The sequence below is a fragment of the Stenotrophomonas sp. 80084_Sma genome (genome assembly GCF_056481995.1).
On the sequence record NZ_CM151177.1, the window covers coordinates 1,141,790 to 1,167,740 of the forward strand.

Annotated in this window: 16 protein-coding genes; 11 read left to right on the forward strand and 5 right to left on the reverse strand. The window is 66.9% G+C overall.

Annotated features, from left to right (window positions below; genetic code table 11):
* Positions 1–6 precede the first annotated feature (6 nt).
* The 3 genes from ACZK3W_RS05380 to murD all read left to right on the forward strand — a co-directional run bounded on the left by ACZK3W_RS05380 (position 7) and on the right by murD (position 5,420).
* Positions 7–2,601 carry a bifunctional aspartate kinase/diaminopimelate decarboxylase gene (locus tag ACZK3W_RS05380; protein WP_100437481.1) on the forward strand — a complete coding sequence of 865 codons (2,595 nt, stop codon included), beginning with the start codon at positions 7–9 and terminating at the stop codon, positions 2,599–2,601.
* A 76-nt stretch (positions 2,602–2,677) separates the two neighbouring features.
* Positions 2,678–4,030 (forward strand): UDP-N-acetyl-alpha-D-muramoyl-L-alanyl-L-glutamate epimerase, encoded by a 1,353-nt coding sequence (murL, locus tag ACZK3W_RS05385; RefSeq protein ID WP_125894208.1) that lies wholly within the window; start codon positions 2,678–2,680, stop codon positions 4,028–4,030.
* Entirely contained in the window at positions 4,011–5,420 is a 1,410-nt protein-coding gene (gene murD, locus ACZK3W_RS05390; protein ID WP_478450540.1) for a UDP-N-acetylmuramoyl-L-alanine--D-glutamate ligase, read from the forward strand. Before murL ends, murD begins: the two co-directional genes overlap by 20 nt.
* A 60-nt stretch (positions 5,421–5,480) precedes the next feature.
* Here the strand turns inward: murD and ACZK3W_RS05395 are convergent, their stop codons facing one another.
* Complete coding sequence (locus ACZK3W_RS05395) at positions 5,481–6,068, reverse strand: SMI1/KNR4 family protein (protein ID WP_180838145.1); 588 nt, start codon at positions 6,066–6,068, stop codon at positions 5,481–5,483.
* Positions 6,069–6,201: 133 nt separating this feature from the next.
* Here ACZK3W_RS05395 and ACZK3W_RS05400 point away from each other — a divergent pair, with 133 nt between their 5' ends.
* The gene (locus ACZK3W_RS05400; protein WP_478450541.1) at positions 6,202–6,987 is read left to right on the forward strand and encodes a dienelactone hydrolase family protein; all 786 of its coding nucleotides are present in this window, start codon (positions 6,202–6,204) and stop codon (positions 6,985–6,987) included.
* 84 nt (positions 6,988–7,071) lie between these two features.
* On the opposite strand, the gene ACZK3W_RS05405 is transcribed toward ACZK3W_RS05400, so the two are convergent.
* Complete coding sequence (locus ACZK3W_RS05405) at positions 7,072–8,070, reverse strand: polyprenyl synthetase family protein (RefSeq protein ID WP_100437486.1); 999 nt, start codon at positions 8,068–8,070, stop codon at positions 7,072–7,074.
* A gap of 214 nt (positions 8,071–8,284) precedes the next feature.
* Between ACZK3W_RS05405 and ACZK3W_RS05410 the strand changes: the two genes are divergently transcribed.
* Entirely contained in the window at positions 8,285–9,898 is a 1,614-nt protein-coding gene (locus ACZK3W_RS05410) for an alpha-glucosidase (RefSeq protein ID WP_293794701.1), read from the forward strand.
* A gap of 265 nt (positions 9,899–10,163) precedes the next feature.
* Here ACZK3W_RS05410 and ACZK3W_RS05415 read toward each other — a convergent pair whose 3' ends face one another.
* Both ACZK3W_RS05415 and ACZK3W_RS05420 read right to left on the reverse strand, forming a co-directional pair.
* Complete coding sequence (locus ACZK3W_RS05415; RefSeq protein WP_478450542.1) at positions 10,164–12,932, reverse strand: TonB-dependent receptor; 2,769 nt, start codon at positions 12,930–12,932, stop codon at positions 10,164–10,166.
* A 251-nt stretch (positions 12,933–13,183) separates the two neighbouring features.
* Complete coding sequence (locus ACZK3W_RS05420) at positions 13,184–15,235, reverse strand: glycoside hydrolase family 97 protein (RefSeq protein ID WP_478450543.1); 2,052 nt, start codon at positions 15,233–15,235, stop codon at positions 13,184–13,186.
* A 237-nt stretch (positions 15,236–15,472) separates the two neighbouring features.
* Between ACZK3W_RS05420 and ACZK3W_RS05425 the strand changes: the two genes are divergently transcribed.
* The 6 genes from ACZK3W_RS05425 (at position 15,473) to ACZK3W_RS05450 (ending at position 22,243) form a co-directional block, all read left to right on the forward strand.
* Complete coding sequence (locus ACZK3W_RS05425) at positions 15,473–17,665, forward strand: glucosidase family protein (protein ID WP_478450544.1); 2,193 nt, start codon at positions 15,473–15,475, stop codon at positions 17,663–17,665.
* The gene (locus tag ACZK3W_RS05430; protein WP_478450545.1) at positions 17,662–19,149 is read left to right on the forward strand and encodes an MFS transporter; all 1,488 of its coding nucleotides are present in this window, start codon (positions 17,662–17,664) and stop codon (positions 19,147–19,149) included. The genes ACZK3W_RS05425 and ACZK3W_RS05430 overlap by 4 nt, the downstream gene beginning before the upstream one ends.
* Positions 19,149–20,864 carry an alpha-amylase family glycosyl hydrolase gene (locus ACZK3W_RS05435; protein ID WP_478450546.1) on the forward strand — a complete coding sequence of 572 codons (1,716 nt, stop codon included), beginning with the start codon at positions 19,149–19,151 and terminating at the stop codon, positions 20,862–20,864. Before ACZK3W_RS05430 ends, ACZK3W_RS05435 begins: the two co-directional genes overlap by 1 nt.
* 122 nt (positions 20,865–20,986) lie before the next feature.
* Entirely contained in the window at positions 20,987–21,373 is a 387-nt protein-coding gene (locus ACZK3W_RS05440) for an SseB family protein (RefSeq protein ID WP_032129588.1), read from the forward strand.
* A gap of 115 nt (positions 21,374–21,488) precedes the next feature.
* Positions 21,489–21,953: a GNAT family N-acetyltransferase gene (locus ACZK3W_RS05445; RefSeq protein ID WP_317217222.1), complete on the forward strand. Its 465-nt coding sequence runs from the start codon at positions 21,489–21,491 to the stop codon at positions 21,951–21,953.
* Complete coding sequence (locus tag ACZK3W_RS05450; RefSeq protein WP_336685778.1) at positions 21,950–22,243, forward strand: hypothetical protein; 294 nt, start codon at positions 21,950–21,952, stop codon at positions 22,241–22,243. Before ACZK3W_RS05445 ends, ACZK3W_RS05450 begins: the two co-directional genes overlap by 4 nt.
* 115 nt (positions 22,244–22,358) lie before the next feature.
* Here ACZK3W_RS05450 and ACZK3W_RS05455 read toward each other — a convergent pair whose 3' ends face one another.
* Positions 22,359–25,943, reverse strand: coding sequence for an ABC transporter permease/M1 family aminopeptidase (locus ACZK3W_RS05455; protein ID WP_478450547.1), 3,585 nt, complete (start codon positions 25,941–25,943; stop codon positions 22,359–22,361).
* Positions 25,944–25,951 lie beyond the last annotated feature (8 nt).

Genomic DNA, 25,951 nt, shown 5'->3' on the forward strand with positions numbered 1-25,951 from the left:
CAATCCATGTCAGCTTCCCCCCTTGTCGATCGTTGGATCGTACTGAAGTTCGGCGGCACCTCGGTGTCGCGTCGTCATCGCTGGGACACGATCGGGAAGCTGGCGAAAAAACGTGCGGAAGAGACCGGCTCGCGCGTGCTGGTGGTGGTTTCGGCGCTGTCCGGGGTCACCAACGAACTGACCGCGATCGCCGATGGCGCGCCGGACAGCCGTGATCGCGTGGCGGCGCTGGTCGAACGCCACGAGGCCTTCCTGGTTGAACTCGGCCTGGGCCGCGAGGTGCTGGCCGAGCGCCTGGCGGCGCTGCAGGGGCTGCTCGACGACGCGCGCGCGGCCACCCGGCCGCTGCAGTGGCAGGCCGAAGTGCTGGGCCAGGGCGAACTGCTGTCCTCCACCCTGGGCGCGGCTTATCTGCACGCTTCGGGCCTGGACATGGGCTGGATGGATGCCCGCCAGTGGCTGGACGCGATGCCGCCGCAGCCGAACCAGAGCGACTGGTCGCAGCGGCTGTCGGTGAACTGCCAGTGGCGTGCCGATGCGGAGTGGATGCAGCGCTTCCGCGCGCAGCCGACCCGCCTGCTGATCACTCAGGGCTTCATTTCGCGGCATGCCGATGGTGGTACCGCCATCCTCGGCCGTGGTGGCTCGGATACCTCGGCGGCGTACTTCGGTGCGCTGCTCGGTGCCAGCCGCGTGGAGATCTGGACCGATGTGCCGGGCATGTTCAGTGCCAACCCGAAGGACGTGCCGGACGCGCGCCTGCTGACCCGCCTGGACTATTACGAGGCGCAGGAAATCGCCACCACTGGCGCCAAGGTGTTGCACCCGCGCTCGATCAAGCCGTGCCGCGATGCCGGCGTGCCGATGGCCATCCTCGATACCGAGCGCCCGGAACTGCCGGGCACCAGCATCGATGGCAGCGCTGCACCGGTCCCGGGCGTGAAGGCGATCAGCCGCCGCAACGGCATCGTGCTGGTGTCGATGGAAGGCATCGGCATGTGGCAGCAGGTCGGCTTCCTGGCCGATGTGTTCAACCTGTTCAAGAAGCATGGCCTGTCGGTGGACCTGATCGGTTCGGCCGAAACCAACGTCACCGTATCGCTGGATCCGTCCGAGAACCTGGTCAACACCGATGTGCTGGCCGCGCTGTCGGCCGACCTGTCGCAGATCTGCAAGGTGAAGGTGATCGTGCCGTGCGCGGCGATCACCCTGGTTGGTCGCGGCATGCGCTCGCTGCTGCACAAGCTGTCGGACGTGTGGGCCACCTTCGGCCGCGAGCGCGTGCACATGATCTCGCAGTCGTCCAACGACCTGAACCTGACCTTCGTCATCGACGAAGCCGATGCCGATGGCCTGCTGCCGATCCTGCACGCCGAGCTGATCGACAGCGGTGCGATGCCGGTGGAAGAGACCGAAGTGTTCGGCCCACGCTGGCGCGAGATCGCCGGCACCGTGCGCCCGCGTGGCACGCCGTGGTGGCGGGGCCAGCGGGCGCACCTGCTGCAGCTGGCCGACGCCGGTACGCCGCGCTATGTCTACCACCTGCCGACCGTGCGCGCCCGTGCCCGCGCGCTGGCCGCGATCAAGCCGATCGACCAGCGCTACTACGCGATCAAGGCCAACAGCCACCCGGCCATCCTGCAGCTGCTGGAAGCCGAGGGCTTCGGCCTGGAGTGCGTCTCGCACGGCGAACTGAAGCACGTGTTCCAGCACCTGCCGGAACTGTCGCCCAAGCGTGTGCTGTTCACCCCCAGCTTCTGCCCGCGCAGCGAGTACGAAGCCGCGTTCGCGCTGGGCGTGACCGTCACCGTCGACAACGTCGAAGCGCTGCAGCGCTGGCCGGACCTGTTCCGCAACCGCGAGCTGTGGCTGCGCGTGGATCTGGGCCGTGGCGAAGGCCACCATGCCAAGGTCCGCACCGGCGGCAAGGACTCCAAGTTCGGCCTGCCGATCGCCCGCGTCGATGAGTTCGTGCGCGCGGCCACCGATCTGGGCAGCCGCGTGGTCGGCCTGCATGCGCACCTGGGCAGCGGCGTGGAAACCGCGCAGCACTGGCGCCTGATGTGCGATGAGCTGGCCGGCTTCGCCCGCCGCATCGGCAGCGTGCACACCATCGATATCGGCGGTGGCCTGCCGATTCCGTACAGCGACGAAGACGAGCCGTTCGATCTGGATGCCTGGGCCGAGGGCCTGGCCGAGGTCAAGGCGCTGCACCCGGCGTTCCGGCTGGCGATCGAGCCGGGCCGCTACCTGGTGGCCGAGTCCGGCGTGCTGCTGACCCATGTCACCCAGGTGGTGGAGAAGGACGGCGTGCGCCGTGTTGGCCTGGATGCCGGCATGAACGCACTGATGCGCCCGGCCCTGTACGACGCCTGGCACGACATCGAGAACCTCAGCCGCCAGGGCGGTTATGCCGAAGCGGCATTCGACGTGGTCGGCCCGATCTGCGAATCCAGCGATGTGTTCGGCAAGCGCCGCAAGCTGCCGGTGTCGACCGCACCGGACGACGTGATGCTGATCGCCGATGCCGGCGCCTACGGCTATTCGATGGCCAACACCTACAACCAGCGGATGCTGCCGCGCGAAGACGTGATCGAATGATCGCCGCGCGCGCCCTGCACCCGCCCACCGACACGCCCCGCGCCATCGCGCGGGCCCGTGCCTGACCGGATACACCATGACTGCTTTCGACAAACACCAGGTTTCCCGCTTCCGCTTCGTCCGCTGCGAATTCGCCGCGGACACCGGCGTGGCCAAGCTGGTCTACGCCTTTGATGACGGCCCGGAGATGGTGGAAACCATCACCGTGCCGGGCGCCCCGTTCATGCTGGACGAAGCGCGTACCGCCGCTGTGCAGCGCGCGCTGCAGCTGCTGCACCTGATCGCCGGTGTCAGCTACTACAAGGCGGGCGTGCCGGAGACGGTCAGCATCGACAGCTACGCCATCGATGCCGATACCGCTGCGCTGGTGGAGACGGTCTACCTCAATGGCCTGGGTGAATTTGCCTACCGCAACGGCCTGAACCTGCGCGGGCGCTTCCGCCTGCCGGTGCAAGGCGAGGCAGTGCAGGCGCCGGTGCTGGGCCTGCAGCCGCACGCGCTGGTGGCGATCGGTGGCGGCAAGGATTCGCTGGTCAGCATCGAAGCGCTGCGCCGTGCCGGCGTGGACGAGACGGTGACCTGGATCGGTGGCTCGCAGCTGATCCGTGCCTGCGCTGAACGCACCGGCCTGCCGACGCTGAACCTGGGCCGCGCGCTGGCGCCGGAACTGTTCGAGCTGAACCGCCAGGGTGCGTGGAACGGGCATATCCCGGTCACTGCGGTGAACTCGGCGATCATGGTGCTGGCCGCGCTGCTGCAGGGCGTGGACCAGGTGGTGTTCTCCAACGAACGTTCGGCCAGCTACGGCAGCCAGATTCCGGGCACCGGCGAAGTGAACCACCAGTGGTCCAAGGGCTGGGCATTCGAGCAGGCGTTCGGCAGCCATGTGCAGACGCACGTAGCGGCGGACCTGCAGTACTACTCGCTGCTGCGCCCGATGTCGGAGCTGGCAGTGGCCCGCCAGTTCGCCAAGACCGATTTCTACGACGCGCATTTCTCCAGCTGCAACCGTAACTTCCATATCCTCGGCGAGCGCCCGGTGAACCGCTGGTGCGGTGTCTGCCCGAAGTGCCATTTCGTGTTCCTGGCGCTGGCCCCGTTCATGCCCAAGACGCGCCTGGTGCGCATCTTTGGCCGCAACCTGCTGGACGATGCCGAGCAGGCCGGTGGCTTCGATGCACTGCTGGAATTCCAGGACCACAAGCCGTTCGAGTGCGTGGGCGAAGGCCGCGAATCGCGTGCGGCGATGGCGACCCTGGCGCAGCGCCCGGAGTGGAAGGAAGACGTGCTGGTGAAGCGCTTCTGCAATGAGATCCAGCCGCAGCTGGATGCCGCCGAACTGGAACTGGCACCGCTGCTGCAGCTGCAGGGCGAGCACCGCGTTCCGGCTGCGCTGTGGGAACGGGTGCGTGAAGATTTCGAAGCTTGAAGGAAAGCGCGTTGCGCTGTGGGGCTGGGGCCGTGAGGGCCGCGCCGCGTTTGCGGTGCTGCGCGAGCGCCTGCCCACGCTGCCGCTGAGCCTGTTCTGCCCGGCGGCAGAAGTCGAGGCCGCACGCGCAGAAACGCGGGGCGCGCTGGATGTGCGTGGCGAGCCTTCTGCTGAAGCGCTGGCCGCGTTCGACGTGGTGATCAAGTCGCCCGGGATCAGCCCCTACCAGCCGGTCGCGCTGGCGGCGGCGGGGCAGGGCACCACCTTCATCGGTGGCACCGCGCTGTGGTTTGCCGAGCATGCGGGTGCCGATGGCATCGTGCACGACACCGTGTGCGTGACCGGCACCAAGGGCAAGAGCACCACCACCGCGCTGGTCGCGCACCTGCTGCGTGCCGCCGGCCACCGCACCGGCCTGGTCGGCAACATCGGCCTGCCGCTACTGGAAGTGCTGGATCCGCAGCCCGCGCCCGAGTACTGGGCGGTGGAACTGTCCAGCTACCAGACCGGCGAAGTGGTGCGCAGTGGCGCCCATCCGCAGGTAGCGGTGGTGCTGAACCTGTTCCCGGAGCACCTGGATTGGCACGGCAGCGAGCAGCGTTACATCGAGGACAAGCTGCGGCTGGTGACTGAAGCCGCACCGCGCATCGCCGTGCTCAATGCCGCCGATCCGCATCTGGCTGCGCTGTCGCTGCCCGATAGCGAAGTGGTCTGGTTCAACCAGCCGCAGGGCTGGCATATGCGCGGTGACATCGTGCATCGCGGCGAGCAGGCCGTGTTCGATACCCGCAACACGCCGCTGCCGGGTCGCCACAACCGCGGCAACCTGTGTGCGGTACTGGCGGCGCTGGAAGCGCTGGGGCTGGACGCCGTGGCGCTGGCACCGGCGGTGCAGGATTTCCGTCCGCTGCCGAATCGCCTGCAGCGCATCGGCGCGGCCGATGGCCTGACCTACGTCAACGATTCGATCAGCACCACGCCGCATGCCAGCCTGGCCGCGCTGGAGTGCTTCGCCGGGCAGCGCATCGCGTTGCTGGTGGGCGGGCATGACCGTGGCCTGGACTGGACCGATTTCATGCAGCACATGGCGCACGACGTGCCGCCAGTGGAGATCGTGACCATGGGCAGCAACGGCCCGCGCATCCACGCGATGCTGCAGCCATTGGCCGACGCCGGTCGTTTCGGTCTGCACGCGGCGGCGGATCTGCCCGAGGCAATGGCGCTGGCACGTGCCGCGTTGGGTTCTGAAGGCGGGGTGGTATTGCTGTCGCCGGGCGCGCCGAGCTTTGGTGCCTACCGGGATTACGTGGCGCGTGGCCGTCATTTCGCTGAGCTGGCTGGGTTTGACCCGGAGAGCATCAGCGCGATTCCCGGGCTGGGTATCGCTTGAAGGTAGTGCCGGCCGCTGGCCGGCAACCTCCGGAGAAATTCATCCACGCATGGCGTGGATCTACTGCTCCTGATCGATGAACGCGTAGCCGCCGTCGATCAACTGCTGCAGGTACGCATCGAAGCTGGGCGCGATCACCGCATAGCTGTCCGGATCGTGCAGGTAGCGCACCACCTGGCCGACCGTACCGCCCGGCGCGGGATCAAAATCCAGGTACAGCATCGAGGTGCCGCCGTTGTTCATGCAGTGCGAGAAGCACAGGCGGCGGTTCATCGGCAGATCGGCGTCGATGCCCTCACCCAGGATCTCCGGCTCGTCATCCAGCCACTCTTCGTAGATGGAACGGATGCTGTCGTCCCACTGCTGCTGGTCCTCGAAGATCTGCGCGACCGAGCGCAGGTAGTAGGGGTAATCGCCCACATCTGAACCCAGCATCAGCACGCAGACCTCACCGCCGGGATATTCGCGGAAATGGGTGCCATCCACGCGGGACAACAGTTCCACCAGGCTGTCCGGCACCTGCGGCCACTGCGCACGCAGGCGCTGCAGGTCTTCGGCGCTGGCGCCCTGGACCCAAGCCCACTGCGGGGCATCCTCGGCAGGCAGACGCGGAACAAGGCCAGACAGGAAGCGATCAACAAGATTCATGCGAAAAAAGGGGACGGAGGGGATTAAGTCGTATCCAACCACACCTGCGTCACGTCGCCAATGCAGAATGCGACGCGGGAGGGGCGAATACGGCTTAATCCCCTCCGTCCCCTTTTTCTTGCGGAGCAGGCGCATGAATCGTTGGCGATGCGGTGTGGCGGTGATGCTGGGGCTGGCGGCGATGCCGGCATGGGCGGCGATGAAGACCCAGCCGGTGGAGTGGAAGCATCAGGGCACGACCTTCAGTGGTGTGCTGGTCTACGACGATGGCGGGCATGACAAACGCCCCGGGCTGGTGATGGTGCCGAACTGGAAAGGCGTGAACGAATCGGCGGTCGAGAAGGCCAAGCAGCTGGCTGGCGATGACTATGTGGTGCTGGTGGCCGATGTCTACGGCAAGAGCGTGCGGCCGAAGACCGATGCCGAGGCCGGGCCGGTGGCGACCAAGCTCCGCAACGACCGGCCGCTGCTGCGTGCGCGTGCGCTGGAGGCGGTGAACGTGCTCAAGGCCCAGGCCGGCAAGGCGCCGCTCGATGCCAGCCGGATCGGTGCGGTGGGCTTCTGTTTCGGTGGCACCACGGTGCTGGAGCTGGCCCGTGCCGGTGCGCCGCTGGCAGGGGTGGTCAGCCTGCACGGCGGGCTGGGTTCGCCGCTGCCGGCACAGGCTGGTGGCAGCCACCCGTCGGTGCTGGTGCTCAATGGCGCCGACGACACCAGCGTGACCGCCGAGGACATCGGCAGCTTCCAGAAAGAAATGGACGCGGCCAAGGTCGATTGGGAGTTCACCAACTACAGCGGCGCGGTGCACTGCTTTGCCGAGCGCGATGCCAACAGCCCGCCGGGCTGCCAGTACAACGAGCGCGCGGCGAAGCGCGCGTGGAAGGCGCTGGATGAGTTCTTCGAGGAACGCTTCCGGTAATAAACGGCGTGCCGACCAACGGTCGGCAGCCACCGGAATGCCGGTTTGGTGGGTGCCGACCGTTGGTCGGCACACCTCAACCCATCAATGCGAGCGCTGCACCGCGTAGCGGGCCAGGCCGCGCAGGGCAGCCACGGCATCATTGTCGGCCAGGCCATCGAGCGCGCGCTCGGCGGCCTCGGCATATTCCTCGGCACGCGCGCGGCTGTACTCCAGGCCGCCGGTAGCGCGGATCGCGGCCAGCACTTCCGGCATCGCCGAGGCGTCGCCGTCCTGCACGATGGTGCGCAGGCGTTCGCGGGTGGCGGCGTCCGAATGGGCCATGGCATGGATCAGCGGCAGCGTGGCCTTGCCCTCGGCGAGGTCGTCACCCAGGTTCTTGCCCAGCTCCTCGGCATTGGCCGAGTAGTCCAGCACGTCGTCGGCGATCTGGAACGCGTAGCCCAGGTGCATGCCGTAGTCGAACAGGGCCTGCTGGGTGGCTTCGTCCACGCCGCTGGCCAGCGCGCCCAGGCGGGTGCCGGCGGCGAACAGCACCGCGGTCTTGCGCTCGATCACGCGCAGGTAGGCGGCTTCGTCGGTATCCGGGTTGTGCACGTGCAGCAGCTGCAGCACTTCACCCTCGGCGATGCGGTTGGTGGCATCGGCCAGGATCTGCATCACCGACATGCGCTCCAGCTCGACCATCAGCTGGAAGCTGCGCGAGTACAGGAAGTCGCCGACCAGCACGCTGGGCGCGTTGCCCCACAGGGCGTTGGCGGTGCTGCGGCCACGGCGCAGGCTGGATTCGTCCACCACGTCGTCGTGCAGCAGGGTGGAGGTGTGGATGAACTCGATGATCGCCGCCAGCTGGTGGTGGTCCGGGCCGGCCTGGCCAACCGCATGGCCGGCCAGCATCACCAGCATCGGGCGCAGGCGCTTGCCGCCGGCGGAAATGATGTGGTCGGCGATCTGGTTGATCAGCACGACGTCCGAGGACAGGCGGCGCCGGATCAGGGCGTCGACGGCGGCCATGTCGGCCGCGGCAAGCGACTGGATCTGGGGCAGGCCCAGGGCGGGACGGGTGTCTTCGGTGATGGTCATGCGATCAGGCTTTCAGGCTCATCGCTGATTATAGGCGTTGCCTGTGAATTCGGGCGCAAACCGGGCAGACCGGCGTCCGCGGCCCGGCCACGGATGCCGCCTGCGTGAATACGTATGCAGGTTGCGCCATGCCCGTGAGGCCACCGCTAAGCTTGCGGCATCAGGATTTCGGCCCGCTCCCGGCGGGTCCCGCACGCCCGGAGGGGGGCTGTCGATGTCGCACTATCCATGGTGGCGCGGAGCCGTCATCTACCAGATCTACCCGCGCAGTTTCCTTGACGCCAACGGCGACGGGGTAGGCGACCTGCCGGGCATCATCCAGCGCCTGGACCACATCGCAACGCTGGGCGTGGACGCGATCTGGATCTCGCCGTTCTTCAAATCGCCGATGGCCGACTTCGGCTACGACATCGCCGACTACCGCGACGTCGACCCGCTGTTCGGCAGCCTGGACGACTTCGACCGCCTGCTGGCCAAGGCGCACGGTCTGGGCCTGAAGGTGATGATCGACCAGGTGCTGAGCCATACCTCGATCGAGCACGCCTGGTTCCGCGAGAGCCGCCAGGACCGGACCAACCCCAAGGCCGACTGGTACGTATGGGCGGACCCGCGCGAGGACGGCACGCCGCCCAATAACTGGCTGTCGCTGTTCGGCGGCGGCGCCTGGCAGTGGGAGCCGCGCCGAGAGCAGTACTACCTGCACAACTTCCTGGTCGACCAGCCAGACCTGAACTTCCATCACCCGGACGTGCAGCAGGCGACCCTGGACAACGTGCGCTTCTGGCTGGACCGCGGCGTGGATGGCTTCCGCCTGGATGCGATCAACTTCTGCTTCCATGACGCGCAGCTGCGCGACAACCCGGCCAAGCCGGCGGAGAAGCGCTTCGGTCGCGGCTTCAGCCCGGACAACCCGTACGCCTACCAGTACCACTATTACAACAACACCCAGCCGGAGAACCTGCCGTTCCTGGAGAGGCTGCGCGCGCTGCTGGACGAGTATCCGGGGGCGGTCAGCCTGGGTGAGATCTCCTCGGAGGACTCGCTGGCCACCACCGCCGAGTACACCCGCGATGGTCGCCTGCACATGGGCTACAGCTTCGAGCTGCTGGTGGACGACTACAGCGCGGCCTACATCCGCGATACGGTCTCGCGCCTGGAAGCCGTGATGACCGAAGGCTGGCCGTGCTGGGCGGTTTCGAATCACGACGTGGAGCGGGCGGTCAGCCGCTGGGGCGGCCACCCGGCTGACCCGCGCCTGGCGAGGATGCTGGTGGCGATGCTGTGCTCGCTGCGCGGCTCGGTCTGCCTGTACCAGGGCGAGGAACTGGGCCTGGCCGAGGCCGAGGTGCCGTTCGAGGCCCTGCAGGACCCCTATGGCATCACCTTCTGGCCCAACTTCAAGGGCCGCGATGGCTGCCGGACCCCGCTGCCGTGGACCGACGCGCCGCTGGCCGGTTTCACCACGGGCCAGCCGTGGCTGCCGATCCCGCCCGAGCACCGTGCCGCGGCCGTGGCGGTGCAGGAGCGCGACCCGGACTCGGTCCTGGCTGCGTTCCGCGGGTTCCTGGCCTGGCGGCATAGCCAGCCGGCACTCCTGCATGGCAGCATCCGATTCATCGAAAGCGCCGAGCCAGTGCTGCTGTTCGAGCGTATGCTTGCAGATGAAACCCTCCTGCTGGCCTTCAACCTGTCGGCCGAGGCGGTGAGCCATCCGCTGCCGCCGGGCAACTGGCAGCAGGTGGCGGTGCCGGGCCCGGATGCGGGTACGGTGCAGGGCAATGAACTCCAGCTGCCGCCGCGCGCGGTGTATTGCGCCCGACGCAGCTGACCGTTTTCTCCGGTGGCGGTACTTGCGGGGACGGGGCCGAAGCGCCCCGTCCCTTTTTTGTGGGTGGGCTTCCGGCGAAAGGCATCCACGCATGGCGTGGATCTACCCAGAGACACCCCAACCAGTAGATCCACGCCATGCGTGGATGGGCCTTGCCGACCAACGGCCGGCATCCGCGCAAAAGAAAACCCGCTGCCTGCGCAGCGGGTTTCCGGTCCTGCTCCCCTTGTGCTGCCGGCCAGCGGCCGGCACTACCCGGTCGTGGTCAGAACTTGTAGTTCACGCCCAGCATGTAGGTGCGGCCCCACTCGATGTATTCCAGCGGGCGGTCCTTGCTGCCGGCGTAGGTGCGGTACGGCTCGTTGGTCAGGTTGCTGCCCTGCAGCAGCAGGGTCAGCCCGCGCAGGCTGCTGCTGTCGCTGAAGGTGTAGCTGACCTGTGCATCGGTCACGTTCTCGCCGACCACGTAACGCAGCGTGCGATTGCCGTTGAAGTTGCCGATCTCACCGATGAAGTCCGAACGGCGGCGCTGGCTCACACGTGCTTCAAAGCCGCTGCGTTCGTAGTAGGCGGTGAAGTTGTACACGCGCTTGGACAGTCCCGGCAGGCTGATCGGGTCGGTGCCCACACTGGAGGCGCTCTCCGGATCCAGGATGGTGATGTCGCTCTTGTTGAAGGTCGCGCTGGCCTGCACGCCGAAGCCGCGCAGGCTGTCGGTCAGCATCTCCAGCGGGAACGACCCGGTCAGCTCCAGCCCCTTCAACGTGCCGCCCTTGCCGTTCTGCGGCGTGGAGAAGGTGCCGGTGGTCAGCACCGGTGCGGTCATGCCCGGCGGTGGCACGTAGTTGCCGAGCAGGCCGCTGAAGTCGTAGTTGTCCACCGATTGCGTGTAGACGTAGCTCTTCAGGTCCTTGTAGAAGATCGCCGCAGCCACGTAGGCCTTCGCGCCGAAGTACTTCTCATAGGACAGATCCAGCGCGGTGGCGCGCCACGGATCCAGCAGCGGATTGCCACCGCTGCCACCGGGGCGGCCGTTGTTGGTATCCACGCCGAATTCCAGGCCGGCACGCATCTGGTCCACGCGCGGGCGCGCGACCTGCTTGGCGGCGGCGAAGCGCAGCGTCTGCTGGTGCGGGAACATGAACACCAGGTTCAAGCTTGGCAGCCAGTCCTTGTAGGTCCTGCCGGCAGAGAAGGGCTGGATGTTGCTGCCCGCCGGCTGCGAGCTGTCCCAGTAGCGCGAATCCGAGCTCTGGTCGGTGTGCTGCATCTGCACGCCGATGTTGCCGCGCACGCCGACCACGCCGATGTCGGTGTTGATGTTCAGGCGTGCCCACGCCGTGGTGATCTTCTCCTCGACCGTCCAGGATTTCGGAATCAGGTAGTCCAGGTTGTCGACCGGGTTGAAGGTCATGTAACGACCGACGGCTGCCGGCACATTCCACGACGGGATGTAGCCGATGCCGGCGAAACCGAGGTTGACCGGGCGGTACTGCAGGTCCGGTGCGATGGTGGATTCGCCTTGGGCGCCGAGCAGGATGTTGCCTTCGGCCTGAGCCTTCTGCTTGCGACGGTCGGCATAGTTCACGCCCACGTCCACATCCGAGAACCAGCTGGACATTGCCTCGGGAACCGGCAGCGTGGCCGCCAGCTTGGCGCCCTTCAAGCGGTCTTCGACCTCTGGCACCTTGCCGTAGCCGGAACCATAGATCGTGTTGGTCAGGAACAGGCTGTCCGGATTGGAATAGTCGCGCCCCGGCGTGATCTGCGAGAAGCTGTTGTTGTTCACCACCAGCCCGATCGTGTCGAACTGCGGGCGCGGCACCAGCTGCAGGTTGTTTTCCAGGTTGATCTCGCGGCGGGTCGCCTTGGAGTAGTTCAGGTCGGCGACCAGCTTCACGCCACCGACGTTGAACTCGTTGTTCCAGCCGAACGCATCGATCTTGTCCTTGCGCTTGTTGTACATGCCGCGCACCAGCGGGTATGCATTGTTGATCGTGCCGCCGGTGAAGCTGCCATCGGCATTGCGGCCGACATTGCTGAACACCGGCAGGATCGCGTTGGGGTTGTTGCTGTCCTCGCCGTTGCCGCTGAGGCTCAGCTCGAACTGGTTGGCGGTGTCGATCTGCTCGGCTTCGGTGTGGAACGCATCGAAGGTGCTGGTCCAGCTGTTGCTGGGGCGGAACTGGATCGTTGCCATCACGCCGTCGCGCTTGTTGTTGCCGGTGCGGCGCAGGGCCTTGATGCCATCGGTGAAGTAGGTGCCAGGTGCGATTCCGCGACGCTCGCCCTTGTCGGTGTGTTCGGTGGTCCAGGGCTCGTACAGGCCGACCTGGTTCTCCTGGATCGGCATGTCGCTGTGCGCATAACCAATGGCGATGCCCAGGGTGTTGTCGAAGAACTGGTCGATGTAGCTGGCGCTGAAACGGTTGCCATACGGGTCGATATTGGCGGCGCGGCCCAGGGAGCTCTTCTGGTAGCGGCCGCTGACCGCGATCACCCGCTCGCCGAAGCTGAGCGGGCGTGCGGTCTGCATGTCGATGGTGCCCGACAGGCCTTGGCCGACCAGCGCCGCGTCCGGGGTCTTGTACACGGTCACGCCGTTGACCAGCTCGGACGGGTACTGGTCGAATTCGACGCCGCGGTTGTCGCCGGTGCTGACCACTTCACGGCCATTGAGCAGGGTGGTGGCGAAGTCGGGCGACAGGCCACGCACACTGATCACCTGCGCACGGCCGGCCACACGCTGCGCGGCCAGGCCGGGCAGGCGCGAGATGGATTCGGCGATGCTGACGTCGGGCAGTTTGCCGATGTCTTCGGCGGAGATCGCTTCGACCACCGAGGTGGCGTCCTGCTTGATCGCGATTGCGTTCTCGATGCCGCGGCGGATGCCGGTGACCTGCACCGTATCCAGGTTGGTGGCGGCGGTGGCGGCCGGCGTGGTGGTGCTCTGCGTGGACTGTGCCGACGCCAGCGTCGGCGCCAGGACAACGGCCAGCGCGATGCTCAGCGCGCTGCGCTTGTGGTTCAACATTTTCCCCTCCCAGGCAATGTTGCAGATCGATTTGTGAACGTCCCGGAGTGACCGTGGACGTGCGACGCGGTGGCCGCTGTCGTCGCCGCTATGGTAGGCAGCGCGTTCTTCGCGGGAATCACCCTGCATACGTATTCAATGGCGTTTGCAGGGATGTAATCGCTTTCAGGTTCTGTTTGCGGTAGTGCCGGCCGCTGGCCGGCAATCGCGTTCACCGGGTTGCCGGCCAGCAGCCGGCACTACCGCGGCATTCAAAGCGGCGTGAAACGAATGGCCTGCCCACCCCCCGGTGCCAGCACCAGCGTCAGCACGTCGGCGCTGGTCACCTCTCGGGTTTCGCGCGCGAATGCGAAGGGATTGCTGCGGAAATCCGCGCCCTCGCCATCGCGGTAGATCTCGGCGCGATAGCGCACGCCCGGTTCCAGAAAGCCCAGCGACACCGGCAGCACGCGGCCGTGCTCGTCGGTGATGCTGCCGAGGAACCAGTCGCGGCTGTTGCGGTCGCGGCGCACGATCGTCACGTAGTCGCCCACTTCGCCATCGAGCACGCGGCTCTGCTCCCAGTCCACCGCGACGTCTTCGATGAAACGGAATGCCTCGCGATGCTGCAGGTAGTGCTCGGGCAGGTCGGCGGCCATCTGGATCGGGCTGTACAGCACCACGTACAGCGCCAGCTGGCGTGCCAGCGTGCTGGGAATGGCCTGGCCGTGGCGGCCCTTCAAGCTGAGGATGCCGGGGGTGTAATCCATCGGCCCGGCCAGCATGCGGGTGAACACCAGGTTGACCTCATGTTCCGGCGGGTTCGGCGGCTGGCCCCAGGCGTTGTACTCCATGCCGCGTGCGCCTTCGCGCGAGATCCAGTTGGGATAGGTGCGGCGCAGGCCGGTGTCCTTGATCGGCTCATGCGGGTTCACCGACAGATGGCGGCGCGCTGCTTCATGCACCACCTTCAGATGGTGGCGCGCCATGAACTGCCCGTCATGCCACTCACGCCACAGCGGGCCGCCCGAGGGATTGCGGCGGTCGACCTGGCCGTCGTCACAGACGTAGCCGGTCTTGAACTGGTCCACGCCCAGCCGCGCATACAGGTCCAGCGCGGCGCCCAGCTGGTCCTCGTAGTGCTCGATGGCGCAGCCGGTTTCATGGTGGCCGATCAGGTGCACGCCCTTGTTCAGGCCATACGCCGAGAGCGCTTCAATGTCGAAATCGGGCGTGGCACGGGTGAAATCGAAGTCGTAGCCATTGCCCACCCACATGCCGTCCCAGCCCGGATTCCAGCCTTCCACCAGCACGCCACGGAAGCCGTGTGCGGCGGCGAAGTCGATCACCTTCTTCGTCTTCGCGGTGGTGGCCGCATGCTTCGGCCCGGTCGCCCAGCTCTCGTTGTCCAGGTGCATCGACCACCACACCCCCAGGTACTTGGCCGGCTTCACCCAGCTCACATCACCCAGCGCATTGGGTTCGTTGAGGTTGAGGATCAGGTCCGATTCGACCAGGCCGCCGGCACGGTCGGCAATCTGCAGCGTGCGCCACGGCGTGGCGAAGGGCAGGCCGCGGCGCACCTTCCAGCCTTCGGCCGAGGGCGAGAGCTGCGCGCGCAGGCGCTGGCCCTCGGTGCGGCGCAGCCACATGCCGGCGTAGTCGACCAGCGCAGCCTCGTGAATCGCCACGTGCAGGCCATCGCGGCTGCGCAGGGTCATCGGCGTATGCACCAGCGGAACCTCGCGCAGCGGCGTGCGCTGGTACAGGTACTCGTAGTGGATCGGTTCGCCGGCAGGGATCCACCACGCGGTGGAATCCTGCGCGATGGCGAACTCGGTCAGCTCGTCATCGATGATCGCTTCGTGCAGGTTCGGCTGCTCGGGGAACACATAGCGGAAGCCGAGGCCATCGTCGTAGATGCGGAACACCACATCGAGCCGGCGCTTGCTGCCGGTGGTCTCGGCCAGATGCACGGTCAGCTCATTGAAACGGTTGCGGGTAATCCGGCGCTCGCCCCAGGGCTGTTCCCAGCGGTCATCGACGCTGCGTTGCTGTTGGCCGAGCAGGGCGAAATCCCGGTCCAGGTGCCCATCGCGCAAGGCAAAGCCCAGCTTCGAATCTTCCACCACGGTCTCGCCGAAACGCTCGACGCGATAGCGCGCGGTGCCACCGTCCAGCACCAGGCTGACCTTGAGCACCTTTCCCGGTGATTCGACGCTGGCCACCTGCGGCGCTGCCTGCGCCAGCGTGGCCAGGCCCAGCAGAGCCAGACCGAGCAGGTGCGCGAACACGGCGCGTACAGCAGTGGGTGACATCGGCATTTCCCCTCCCAAGGCGCCGTTGGCAGACCCGGACCATAAGCCAGCGCGGCAGGCCCGCTACCGCGCAACGCCATGAATACGTATGCAGCTGGACGCAGCCGACAGCCCCGCGTCTACCATGGGGCCAAGGCACCTTGAGGGAGGGGCCGCGCCCGCCCGCCGACAACGACGGTGCGGACCTACAACGCGTGCAGAGAGGGAGGGAGGCCGACGGGCGAAAGCCGGTCCGCCGCTTCGATGCTGAAGATCATTTGCCTGACCGCTGCCCTGGGGGCAGCGCTGGGATCGACCGCGCAGGCGGCCGACCTGCAATTCGACGGCCGCCATGCGCGCGCCGAAGCCGCTGCCAACGGCAGCTACGTGCTGCATGCGCCGAAGGCTGAGGTGCGTATCGCGCCCATGCCGATGCGCAGCCAGACCGGCAGCGTGATGTTCGATGCACTGTTCGCGCTGGCCCAGCAGGAGATGGACCAGGACCGCGTGGATGCGATCCGCGATCCCGCGTTCGATGAAGGCCGGCCGGTGCCATGCGAGTGCTTCCAGACCGGCGCGCGCTGGCCCTACGTGTGGACCCGCGATGTCAGCTTCGCCGCCGACCTGGCGCTGGCGCGGCTGGACCCGCAGCGCACCCGGCAGTCGCTTCAGTTCAAGCTCTCGGCAGCGCGCGATGGCCATACGCCCGGCCTGTTCGTGGCGCAGGACACCGGTTCCGGCGGCAGCTGGCCGATCAGCAGCGACCGGGTGGTGTGGTTCCTGGCGGCACGCCACCTGCTGGACGATCGCGCGTTTGCCGACCAGGTCTGGCAGGCGCTGCAGGGCACGCTGGCGCAGGACCGCGCGATGGTGTTCGACGCGCAGGTGGGCCTGTACCGTGGTGAGACCTCGTTCCTGGACTGGCGCGAGCAGACCTATCCGGACTGGACCCGCGAGGACGTGCGCTTCATCGGCGATTCCTATGCGCTGTCCACCAACGTGCTGCACTACCAGGCGCTGCGCCTGGCCGAACGCCTGGCTGGCCAACATGGTGATGCCCGCGCGGCTGACTACAAGGCGTGGGCCGATGCGTTGGCGCAGCAGATCGATGCGCGCTTCTGGCGCGAGGACATGGGCCAGTACATGAGCTACATCGGCGAAGCCGCGCACCCGGTGCCCTACGCCAAGGTCGATCTGCTCGGCCTGTCGCTGGGCATCCTCGCCGAGGTGTTGCCGGCCGAGCGTGCGCGCCGTGCGCTGGCCGCTTACCCGATGGGGCCGGCCGGAAGCCCGGTGGTCTGGCCGCAGGAGTCGCAGCAGCCGATCTACCACAACCGCGCGATCTGGCCGTTCGTCAGCGCCTATTCGCTGCGTGCGGCGCGGCAGCTGGACGATGCGCCGCGCATCGCCGCCGAGATCCGTTCGCTGATGCAGGGCGCTGCGCTGGCCGGTTCCAACATGGAAAACTACGAACTGGTCAGCCAGGCCGTGCATGTCGAGGAAGGAGCGCTGAGCGGCCCGGTGGTCAACTCCGAACGCCAGCTGTGGTCGGTGGCCGGCTATCTGTCGATGGTGGTCGAGGGCGTGTTCGGCGTGCAGGACGATGGCCGCATGCAGCCCAAGCTGCCGGCCGTGCTGGTGCCGGAGCTGTTCGGCACGCATCCCCGCATCACGCTGGAAGCCAACGGCAGGCGCTATGTGCTGGAGCGCCCGCAGAACGTGGGCGATGGCCTGCTGGTGGCCGGCAGCACCATCACACGTGGCACGACTACCACGGTGCAGCTGGTCGCTGCCCCGGCAGCAACCGGTTTCGCTGCCACGACTGCGGATGCCAACGCGCGTGCGCCCGCAACACCGGCGGCACCGCAGGCCCTGCGCATGGGCACGGGCTGGAACGTTCCGGTGCAAGCCGAGCAGGTTCTGTGGAAGGACGGCAGGGCCCTCGTCGCCAGCAATGGCCCGGTGCACATCAGCGACGATGGCCTGCAGCACTGCCTCAGCCTGACCCTGCGCGAGGGTGCGCTGGAGTCGCTGCACAGCCCGACGCTCTGCGTCGGTCCGCAGCAGGTGCTGAAGGGCGAGGAACGCTGGCAGTTCACCGCGGCCCAGGCCGGGCAGGTGCGCCTGCGCCTGCAGTACCGCAACGCGAACGGGCCGATCAACACCGGCGTCACGGCTGCGGTCAAGCAGCTGGTGCTGCAGTGCCCGGGCCAGCCGTTGCAGCGGCATACGGTCACCCTGCCGCACAGCCTGGCGGTGCAGGATTCGACCTCGGCAACGTTCGCAGTGCCCAAGGGGCGGTGCACGGTCACGCTTGAAGATGGCTTCAACATGAGCGCGCTGCAGCACTTCGCGCACTACACCGGCGGCAAGGGCGGGCGTGATGGTGTGCTCAACCAGGCCCAGGTGCAGGCACTGACGGTGGCGCCGGTGGCGATGGAAGAGGGCGCACGATGAGTCGTCCCGCCAAACCGCAGCTGTCGTTCTGGCAGATCTGGAACATGTGTTTCGGCTTCCTCGGCATCCAGTTCGGCTTCGCCCTGCAGAACGCCAACGCCAGCCGCATCTTCGAGACACTGGGCGCGGACATGGACGCGGTGCCCGGGCTGTGGATCGCGGCGCCACTGACTGGCCTGCTGGTGCAGCCGGTGATCGGTTACCTGTCCGATCGCACCTGGACGCGCTGGGGCCGTCGCCGCCCGTTCTTCATGATCGGTGCGGTACTGACTACGCTGGCGCTGCTGGTGATGCCGAATTCGCCGACGCTGTGGATCGCCGCCGGTACCTTGTGGGTGCTGGACGCCTCGATCAACGTGTCGATGGAACCGTTCCGCGCCTTCGTCGGCGATCAGCTGGCGCCGCGCCAGCGTCCGGCCGGCTATGCCATGCAGAGCTTCTTCATCGGCGTGGGCGCCATCGTCGCCAGCTTCCTTCCGTTCATCCTGGCCCACTTCGGTGTTGCCAATACCGCAGCTGCCGGCGAAGTGCCCGATACCGTGCGCTATGCGTTCTACTTCGGCGCGGTGGTGCTGCTGGCGGCGATCACCTGGACGGTGGTCAGCACCCGCGAGTACTCGCCGGCAGAGCTGGCCGGGTTTGACGATGCCGAGCCGCCGGCGCACCACGCAGGGGCTGCGATCAGTGGCCCCGCGCCGTGGGCACAGGTGGCGCTGTGGCTGGGGCTCGGCGTGGTGCTGGCGCTGCTGATCGCCTGGCGACAGGGCGACAGGATGCTGTATGTGCTGGCAGGACTGTGCGCCGGCTACGGCCTGCTGCTGGCGGCCGCGCGTGCCTTGCCGGCCACGCATATGCTGGCCGCCATCGTCGGCGACCTGCGCGCGATGCCGGTGACCATGCGTCGTTTGGCGTGGGTGCAGTTCTTCTCGTGGTTCGCGCTGTTTGCGATGTGGATCTACACCACCGCCGCGGTGGCCGGTATCCACTTCGGCTCGACCGATCCGCAGTCGGCGGCCTACAACGAGGGCGCCAACTGGGTGGGCGTGCTGTTTGGTGCCTACAACGGCTTCGCCGCGCTGGCCGCAGTACTGATCCCGCCGATGGTGCGTGCGATCGGCCTGCGCTGGAGCCACCTGGTCAACCTGTGGCTGGGCGGCGCCGGCCTGGTCTCGCTGATGTTCATCCGCGACCCACACTGGCTGCTGCTGTCGATGGTCGGCGTCGGCTTCGCCTGGGCGTCCATCCTTTCGCTGCCCTATGCGCTGCTGTCCGACAGCGTGCCGGCATCGAAGATGGGCGTGTACATGGGCATCTTCAATTTCTTCATCGTGATCCCGCAGCTGGTCGCGGCCAGTGCGCTCGGCTTTGCCCTGCGCGCTTGGCTGGGCGGTCAGCCGATGCATGTGCTGGTGCTGGGCGGCTGCAGCCTGTTCGTCGCCGGCCTGTGCGTGCTGCGGGTTCCATCCCGTCCGGAGGTGGTGTGATGCGTGGTGCGCTGTCTGTTGCTGTTTCCCTGGTACTGCTGGCCGGCCATGCGACGGCCGCGCCACGCCCGGACTATGTGGGCACCACCGAGCCGTTCGCCAGCGATGCGGTGTACTTCGTGGTCACCGACCGCTTCGTCAACGGCGACCCGTCCAACGACCATCGCGACCAGGGCGGCGCGCATCGCACCTTCGATATCCCGGTGCCGTGCCCGGACAAGGTGGACGGCAATATCGGCTATCTCGGCGGTGACTTCCGCGGCGTGCTCGACAATGCGCAGTACATCCGCAACCTCGGCTTCGGCGCGGTATGGATCACGCCGATCGTTGACAACCCGGACGAGGCGTTCACCGGCAGCAAGCCGATCAGCTGCACCAGTACGCTGACCGATCGAGGCAAAACCGGCTACCACGGCTACTGGGGCATCAACTTCTACAAGCTCGATGAGCACCTGCCCAGCAAGGACCTGGACTTCGCGGGGTTGACCAAGGGCCTGCATGGCGCAGGCCTGAAGGTGGTGCTGGACATCGTCGGCAACCACGGCTCGCCGGCCTGGACCATGCCGACGCGGCAGCCGCAGTTCGGCCAGATCTTCGACAAGGACGGAACGCTGATCGCCGACCACCAGAACCTGCCACCGCGGAAGCTGGATCCGAAGCACAACCCGCTGCACGCGTTCTACAACAATATCGGTCCGGTCGACGGCAAGAACGGATCGATCTTCGACGGCAACCTTGCCGAGCTGTCCGACTTCAACCAGGACAATCCGGCGGTGATGGATTATCTGGTGGGTGCTTACCTGCAGTGGACCGCGCAGGGCGTGGATGCCTTGCGCATCGACACCATCGGCTGGCTGCCGCACCCGTGGTGGCATGCCTTCGTGAAGCGCATCCGCGCCGAGCATCCGGGCATGTTCATGTTCGGCGAAGCGTTCGACTACAACGCCGCGAGCATCGCCGAACACACCTGGCCGGCCAACGCCAATGTCAGCGTGCTCGACTTCCCGCTGCGCGGCGCACTAGAGCAGACCTTCGGCACCGCCGGAAAGGGCTTCGAGACCCTGGCCGAGCCGCTGCACCTGAGCGGTGGCCCGTACGCCAACCCGTATGAGCTGATGAGCTTCTACGACAACCACGACATGCCGCGCCTGCAGGCCAGCGACAGCGGCTTCATCGATGCGCACAACTGGTTGTTCACCGCACGCGGCATTCCGGTGGTCTATTACGGCTCGGAAACCGGCTTCATGCGTGGTCGTGCCGAGCATGCCGGCAACCGTGCCTACTTCGGCCAGCCGCGTGTGGATGCCGCACCGGAGAGTCCGATCTTCGCGCCGCTGCAGCGTATCGCGCGATTGCGCGAAGCCACGCCGGCGCTGCAGCGTGGCCTGCAGGTGAACGAGCGCCTGCAGGGTGATGAAGCGGTGTTCTTCCGCGTGCTGCAGTATGGCGACGTGGCGCAGACCGCGCTGGTGCTGCTGAACAAGGGCGACCGGACCAGGACCCTCACCGTGTCGCGTTACGTGCAGGCGGGCCGCTGGCGCGATGCACTGGACGGCGGTTCGTTGCAGGTGGATGCCTCCCTGAAGGCCGACGTACCCGCGCACGGCGTGAAGGTCTACGTGCTGGACGCCGCCGTGCAGCAGCCGGCATTGCAGGCCGAGCTGGACAAGGCGATGGCCGACCAGAAGGCGCGGGATCAGCGGCTGGGGCGGTAGTGCCGGCCGCTGGCCGGCAACCCATGAATCCATGGCACCTTCAGGTGCCGGCCAGCGGCCGGCACTACCTGGTTTGCCTGCATCCGGCACAATAGGCGCCCCTCACGCCCCGCCGTACCGCCATGACCGACCTCGCCCCGCAGACCCCGATCGAAACCCTGCTGAAGGCGGCGATGGACGGGGCGGTGCCGATCCGCGCCTTCATGGAGGCCTTCGTCGCCTCCGAAGTGGTGCTGCTGACCGGCAGCCTGGTCACCCCCGACGGCAGCGGCTTCGACCCGCTGCTGTTCGACAAGCAGGGCACCCTGCACGTGGCCGTGTTCACCGACCCGTCGCGGGTGGGCATCTACAGCCAGCAGGCCGAACACCAGATCCGCTGGCTGATGCTGGACGTGCTGCGCCGCGTGCCGGGTGGCTATGGCGTGGTGATCAATCCGGGCACTTCGCTGGGCTTTGAGATTTCGCCGAGCGGCGTCGGCGAGATCCTGAAGGACTTCGCCCAGAGCTGAACCGCCACCGCGCTATATTTGTAAAGTCCAGCCATGCTCGACTGCCTTTCGCACAGTGCCAGATCAGTCGAGCATGGCTCGACTCTACAGAACGCTTCCCCATCGAGGCATTGCCATGGAATTCAGGGTATTACCCGCCGGCGCACCGGGACGGCAGCAGTTGGCCCGGTGGTACCACGCCGAATGGGGCCGCGACGCCGGCCTGTCGCTGGAACAGGAACTGCAGCGGCTGAACACACCTCAGGACGCCGAGGGTTTCCCGCACCTGATCGCCGCCTTCGATGGCGACCAGGTGGTCGGTGCCGTGCAGCTCAAGCGCCGGGAAATGCAGGCCTTCCCGCAGTACGAGCATTGGCTGGGCAGCGTGTTCGTGGCCGATAGTCATCGCGGGCGTGGGCTGGCTGGCGCGCTGGTCGAGCAGGCCGCGGCGCAGGCGGTGCGGATGGGGGTTTCCGAACTGTACCTGCAGACCGAATCGTTGGATGGCGGCCTGTATGCGCGGTTGGGCTGGAAGCCGCTGCAGGAAGCCGACAACCGCAGCCACCGCGTGCTGGTGATGGTGCGCAGGTTGGCCGCATGAGCGCCGCAACGGCCCGGCACTCCCGCTCAGCACTGATCTTCCTGATCGCAGCCATCGTTGCCGCACTGGTCTCCATGCCCCTGCTGCGCGCGGTGGGCATGGTGCTGTGGCCGGTCTTCGTCATTGCCTGGCTGATCAACCTGGGCGCGGCCTGGCATCTGGCCCAGTGGGCGCGCCAGCAGGGCCGTTCGGCGTGGGCATTCGGGTTGCCGGCGGCGCTCGGTACCGTCGCCTCGATCGTGGTCTATGTGCTGCTGGCGTTGCTGGGGCCGAAGGCGACGGTGCGCTGAAGCTTCGCGGTCACCGTGGGCAGTATGCCGAGCATGGCTCGGCACTACAGTAAGGCCGAGCCAAGCCCGCAGGTGTTGCGTGGAGCGCCGGCGGACAGGCCGGCGCCCCGTTGCCTCACATCGTCACCTTGCGCCGGTTGTCATCGCTCACGCGGTCGATCAGCTTGTTGTACGGGTCGAAGCCTGCTTCATCCGGCTTTTCATCCACCGTCACCGTGATCTTCGGCGCGGCACTGGTGATGTGGTGGCGCTGCAGATACAGCACCTTCTGGTCGCGTTCCTTGCCGGAGGGCCCGTTGGCGAACACGCCGATCTCGACCCAGTCATCCATCGTGCCGTCGCTCTCCTTGCCCTTGCCGTCGGCGTACTGCTTGGCGGCGTGCAGGTCCAGGGTCACGTCGTAGCGGCCGTCATCGCGCTTGCGGGCGCTGGCGGCCATCACCCGGTTGTCGTAGAAACTGATCTTCTCGAACAGGTCGGTGACCAGCTGCTGGCGGTCAGCCGGGGTCTCGGCACGGATGTAGCCCAGCAGCTCGCGTGAGGTGGTGTACGGCGGCTGCTGGTAACCCTTGTCCTGCAGGAAGCGCTTCAGAGCACGGTTCAGCGCCTGCTCGCCGATTTCCTCGCGCAGCCGGTAGAACACCAGCGAACCCTTCTGGTAGTGGATGTACTGCTGGTTCTCCACGCGCTCCAGCGGCTGTTCCTCGATGGCCTCGCCGCCGCGGCCGGACAGGTAGCCGTCCAGTTCGCGCTTGAGGAACTGACGCATGTGCTGGCGGCCGTACTCCTGCTCCATCACCATCAGTGCCGAATACTGCGACAACGATTCGGACAGCACCGTGGCGCCCTGCACGTTGGCACCGATCACCTGGTGCGCCCACCACTGGTGCGCGATCTCGTGCGCGGTCACGTAGAACACGTAGTCCACCTTGTCCGGATCGCGCAGGTCGGCGATGAAGCCGATGGCCTCGGAGTAGGGGATGGTGTTGGCGAACGACTGCGCGAAACGCGCATAGCCCGGGAACTCGATGATGCGTACCTGGCGGTGCTGGTAGGGCGTGAAGTTCGCTTCGTAGTAGGTCAGCGACTTCTGCACCGCTTCGATCATCCGGTCCACGTTGTAGCCGTGCGCCGGGTCGAAGTAGACCTCGATCGGGATGTCCCTGTACTTCGCCTTGCGCACCTCCCAGCGTGCCGACAGATAGGCGTAGAAGTTCAGCATCGGCCGATCCATGGCGTAGCTGAAGCAGCGGCGGCCATTCACCGTGGTCTCCTTCTGCAGGTAGCCCGGCGCCAGCGCCACTTGGTCCGGCGCGGTGCAGACCGTGGTGCGGAAATCGAGCCAGTCGGCATCGTTGGAAATGTAGGTGTTGGCGCGCGCGGCTTCGTCTTCCAGCTTGGGCATGCGCCGCGGCTCACCCAGGCCGCGCTTGCGCCGCTCGTTGCGGTCGCTGATCTCGGCGCCTTCGTTGTAGCCGAACGACGGCAGTACGCGGCTGTTGAAGAACGTGCCGTTGTCCACGATGTTGCTCGGCGCCTGGCCGGCGGTGATGCCGTTGGGTTTCTGCACCACCCGGAAGTGGACGTTGCGGCTTTCACCCGGTTGCAGTGGCGCGGCCAGGCGGTAGATGCGGTAGCCAAGGTCGGCGTCGTGCATCGACAAGGTCTGCCCACCCAGGTCAGCCGCGACCAGCTGCTTGTCGTCGCCCATCGAGACATGCACGTCCTGGATCGGCACGGCATGCGTGTTGCGCACCGTCCAGTTCGCATCGATCACCATCGACTGCGATTCGGGGAACAGGTCCACGCGGTTGTCCACCGCCACGATGCGAGGCTGCGGCAAAGTGCGGTACTTCGACAGCTCGCGCTCGTAGCGGGCCTGCAGATCCAGCTGCTGGTCGGGCGAGATGAACTCGTTGCGGATGTTGGTGCTCCAGTAGAGCCAGCCGCCCACGCCGATGAAGGACAAGGCCGCTACTCCGGCGAAGACGCCGGTCGGACCGCGCAGGCGGCGGCCGGCCAGGGCCAGTCGCTGGCGCAGGCCCTGGCTGACACCTCGTACCCAGAAGGCTGACGCCAGGCACATCAACGTCAGCAGGAACAGGGCCCAGTAGCCCTGGAATGCCAGCTGCCCGGTCAGGAAGTGGCCGTAGCCGTTCATGTCCGAATAGGGCGCGTTGGGCCAGCTGCCGAAGTTGTACAGGTTCTGCGTGTAGTCGAGCAGGCCGAGCACACCCTGGCCGATCATCACCACGATCAGCAGTGCGTAGCCGACGAACTTGTTGTTGGTGAGCACCTGCAGCACCAGCGCCAGGCCCCCCATCAGGATGTAGACCACCGAATCCAGCGCCAGGCTGCGCAGGTACAGCATCGGCTCCAGATGCGTGTATCCCTTGGCCAGCTGCACGCCCATCGCCGCCATCGCACCGGCGGTCTGGAAGCAGACGATCACCGCCAGCAGCGCGGTGAACTTGGCCAGCAGCGGTACCCAGTTCGGCACCGGCATGGCGTCCGTAACTTCGTTGATGCGCGCGCTGCGTTCCTTCCAGACCAGCTCGCCGGCGAAGAACAGCACGATGATCACCAGCAGCCAGCTGAAGGCGCCCTGCAGGCCCATGATCATCTGCGAGGTGACCGGCCAGATCGAGGTGCCGTACAGCGTCTGCCGGAACAGCGCGCTGGGCAGGAAGTTGGCCAGGCCCAGTACCAGCAGCACGATGAACGGCACGCTGCGCAGGACGCCACGTGTATCGAAGCGGACCTGGCGCAGGAACTGCTGCCACGCCGTGGTGGTAGTGAACGCCGGTACCACGCGCGGCAGCGTTGCGCGGGTGGGGCGGACGGCGCCGGCATCGGCAACCGGTTGCGCCTGCCTGCGGCCCCAGCGCCGACGGCCACTGCCGCTGCGTTCGGTGCGGAACAGCGCGAAGGTGGCGGCGAACAGCGCGGCAGCCACGCCCAACCACAGGGCGCGGTTGGCCAGCAGGTAACCGGCCAGCTCGGGAATCCCGTTGTTGCGTTCGGCGGTGGACCAGTAGCGGATCGTGCGGCCCAGTGCGCGCATGCCCAACGGTTCGCTCAGCACCGCGATCCAGGTGTTGTCGATGTCGCGCAGCAGGGCCGCGCTGGCGCCGTACAGCACGAGGTAGGCCACCAGGCCGATGTAGACCCACAGGATCGAGCGGGTCAGCGCCGCCAGCAGCGACAGCAGCGCGGTGGTGAACAGCAGGTTCGGAATGACGATGACCGCGAACGTCCACGCATAGCCCTGCCAGCTGATCGGGCCCATGCGCTCGGGATCGACCCACGGCATGAACGGCGCCAGCCACAGGCCGAACGCGATCAGGACGTAGACCAGCAGCCCGGCCGCCAGGGCGGCAGCGATGCGCCCGGCCAGGTAATCGCGGCGCTTCACCGGACTGGCGAAGATCAGTTCGGCGGTGCCGAGTTCGAAGTCACGCAACAGCGCGTTGCTGACGAACAATGCGGTGACCAGCATGCCAAGCAGGGTGAAGATGCCCAGCATCTGCGCGATCACGGTGGGCGCGTTGCTGTGCACGTTGCCGCTGCCGCCACCGATCTGCACGGCGTCGCTGGAGGCGGCGGCGAAGGCGAGCAGGGCGAACAGGCCGGCCAGCAGCCACAGCAGCGGGGAACGCAGCTGCTCGCGCAGCTCGAAGCGGAAAAAGTTGAGGATCATGGCGTGCT

Bases quoted from the DNA above. Each gene is read 5' to 3' on its own strand.
- ACZK3W_RS05450 (WP_336685778.1), top strand. From the start codon at position 21,950: ATGAGCGCCGCAACGGCCCGGCACTCCCGCTCAGCACTGATCTTCCTG.
- ACZK3W_RS05410 (WP_293794701.1), top strand. From the start codon at position 8,285: ATGTCGCACTATCCATGGTGGCGCGGAGCCGTCATCTACCAGATCTAC.
- ACZK3W_RS05415 (WP_478450542.1), bottom strand. From the start codon at position 12,932: ATGTTGAACCACAAGCGCAGCGCGCTGAGCATCGCGCTGGCCGTTGTC.
- ACZK3W_RS05445 (WP_317217222.1), top strand. From the start codon at position 21,489: ATGGAATTCAGGGTATTACCCGCCGGCGCACCGGGACGGCAGCAGTTG.
- murL (WP_125894208.1), top strand. From the start codon at position 2,678: ATGACTGCTTTCGACAAACACCAGGTTTCCCGCTTCCGCTTCGTCCGC.
- ACZK3W_RS05425 (WP_478450544.1), top strand. From the start codon at position 15,473: ATGCTGAAGATCATTTGCCTGACCGCTGCCCTGGGGGCAGCGCTGGGA.
- ACZK3W_RS05435 (WP_478450546.1), top strand. From the start codon at position 19,149: ATGCGTGGTGCGCTGTCTGTTGCTGTTTCCCTGGTACTGCTGGCCGGC.
- ACZK3W_RS05380 (WP_100437481.1), top strand. From the start codon at position 7: ATGTCAGCTTCCCCCCTTGTCGATCGTTGGATCGTACTGAAGTTCGGC.
- ACZK3W_RS05430 (WP_478450545.1), top strand. From the start codon at position 17,662: ATGAGTCGTCCCGCCAAACCGCAGCTGTCGTTCTGGCAGATCTGGAAC.
- ACZK3W_RS05455 (WP_478450547.1), bottom strand. From the start codon at position 25,943: ATGATCCTCAACTTTTTCCGCTTCGAGCTGCGCGAGCAGCTGCGTTCC.
- ACZK3W_RS05420 (WP_478450543.1), bottom strand. From the start codon at position 15,235: ATGCCGATGTCACCCACTGCTGTACGCGCCGTGTTCGCGCACCTGCTC.
- ACZK3W_RS05400 (WP_478450541.1), top strand. From the start codon at position 6,202: ATGAATCGTTGGCGATGCGGTGTGGCGGTGATGCTGGGGCTGGCGGCG.
- ACZK3W_RS05440 (WP_032129588.1), top strand. From the start codon at position 20,987: ATGACCGACCTCGCCCCGCAGACCCCGATCGAAACCCTGCTGAAGGCG.
- ACZK3W_RS05405 (WP_100437486.1), bottom strand. From the start codon at position 8,070: ATGACCATCACCGAAGACACCCGTCCCGCCCTGGGCCTGCCCCAGATC.
- ACZK3W_RS05395 (WP_180838145.1), bottom strand. From the start codon at position 6,068: ATGAATCTTGTTGATCGCTTCCTGTCTGGCCTTGTTCCGCGTCTGCCT.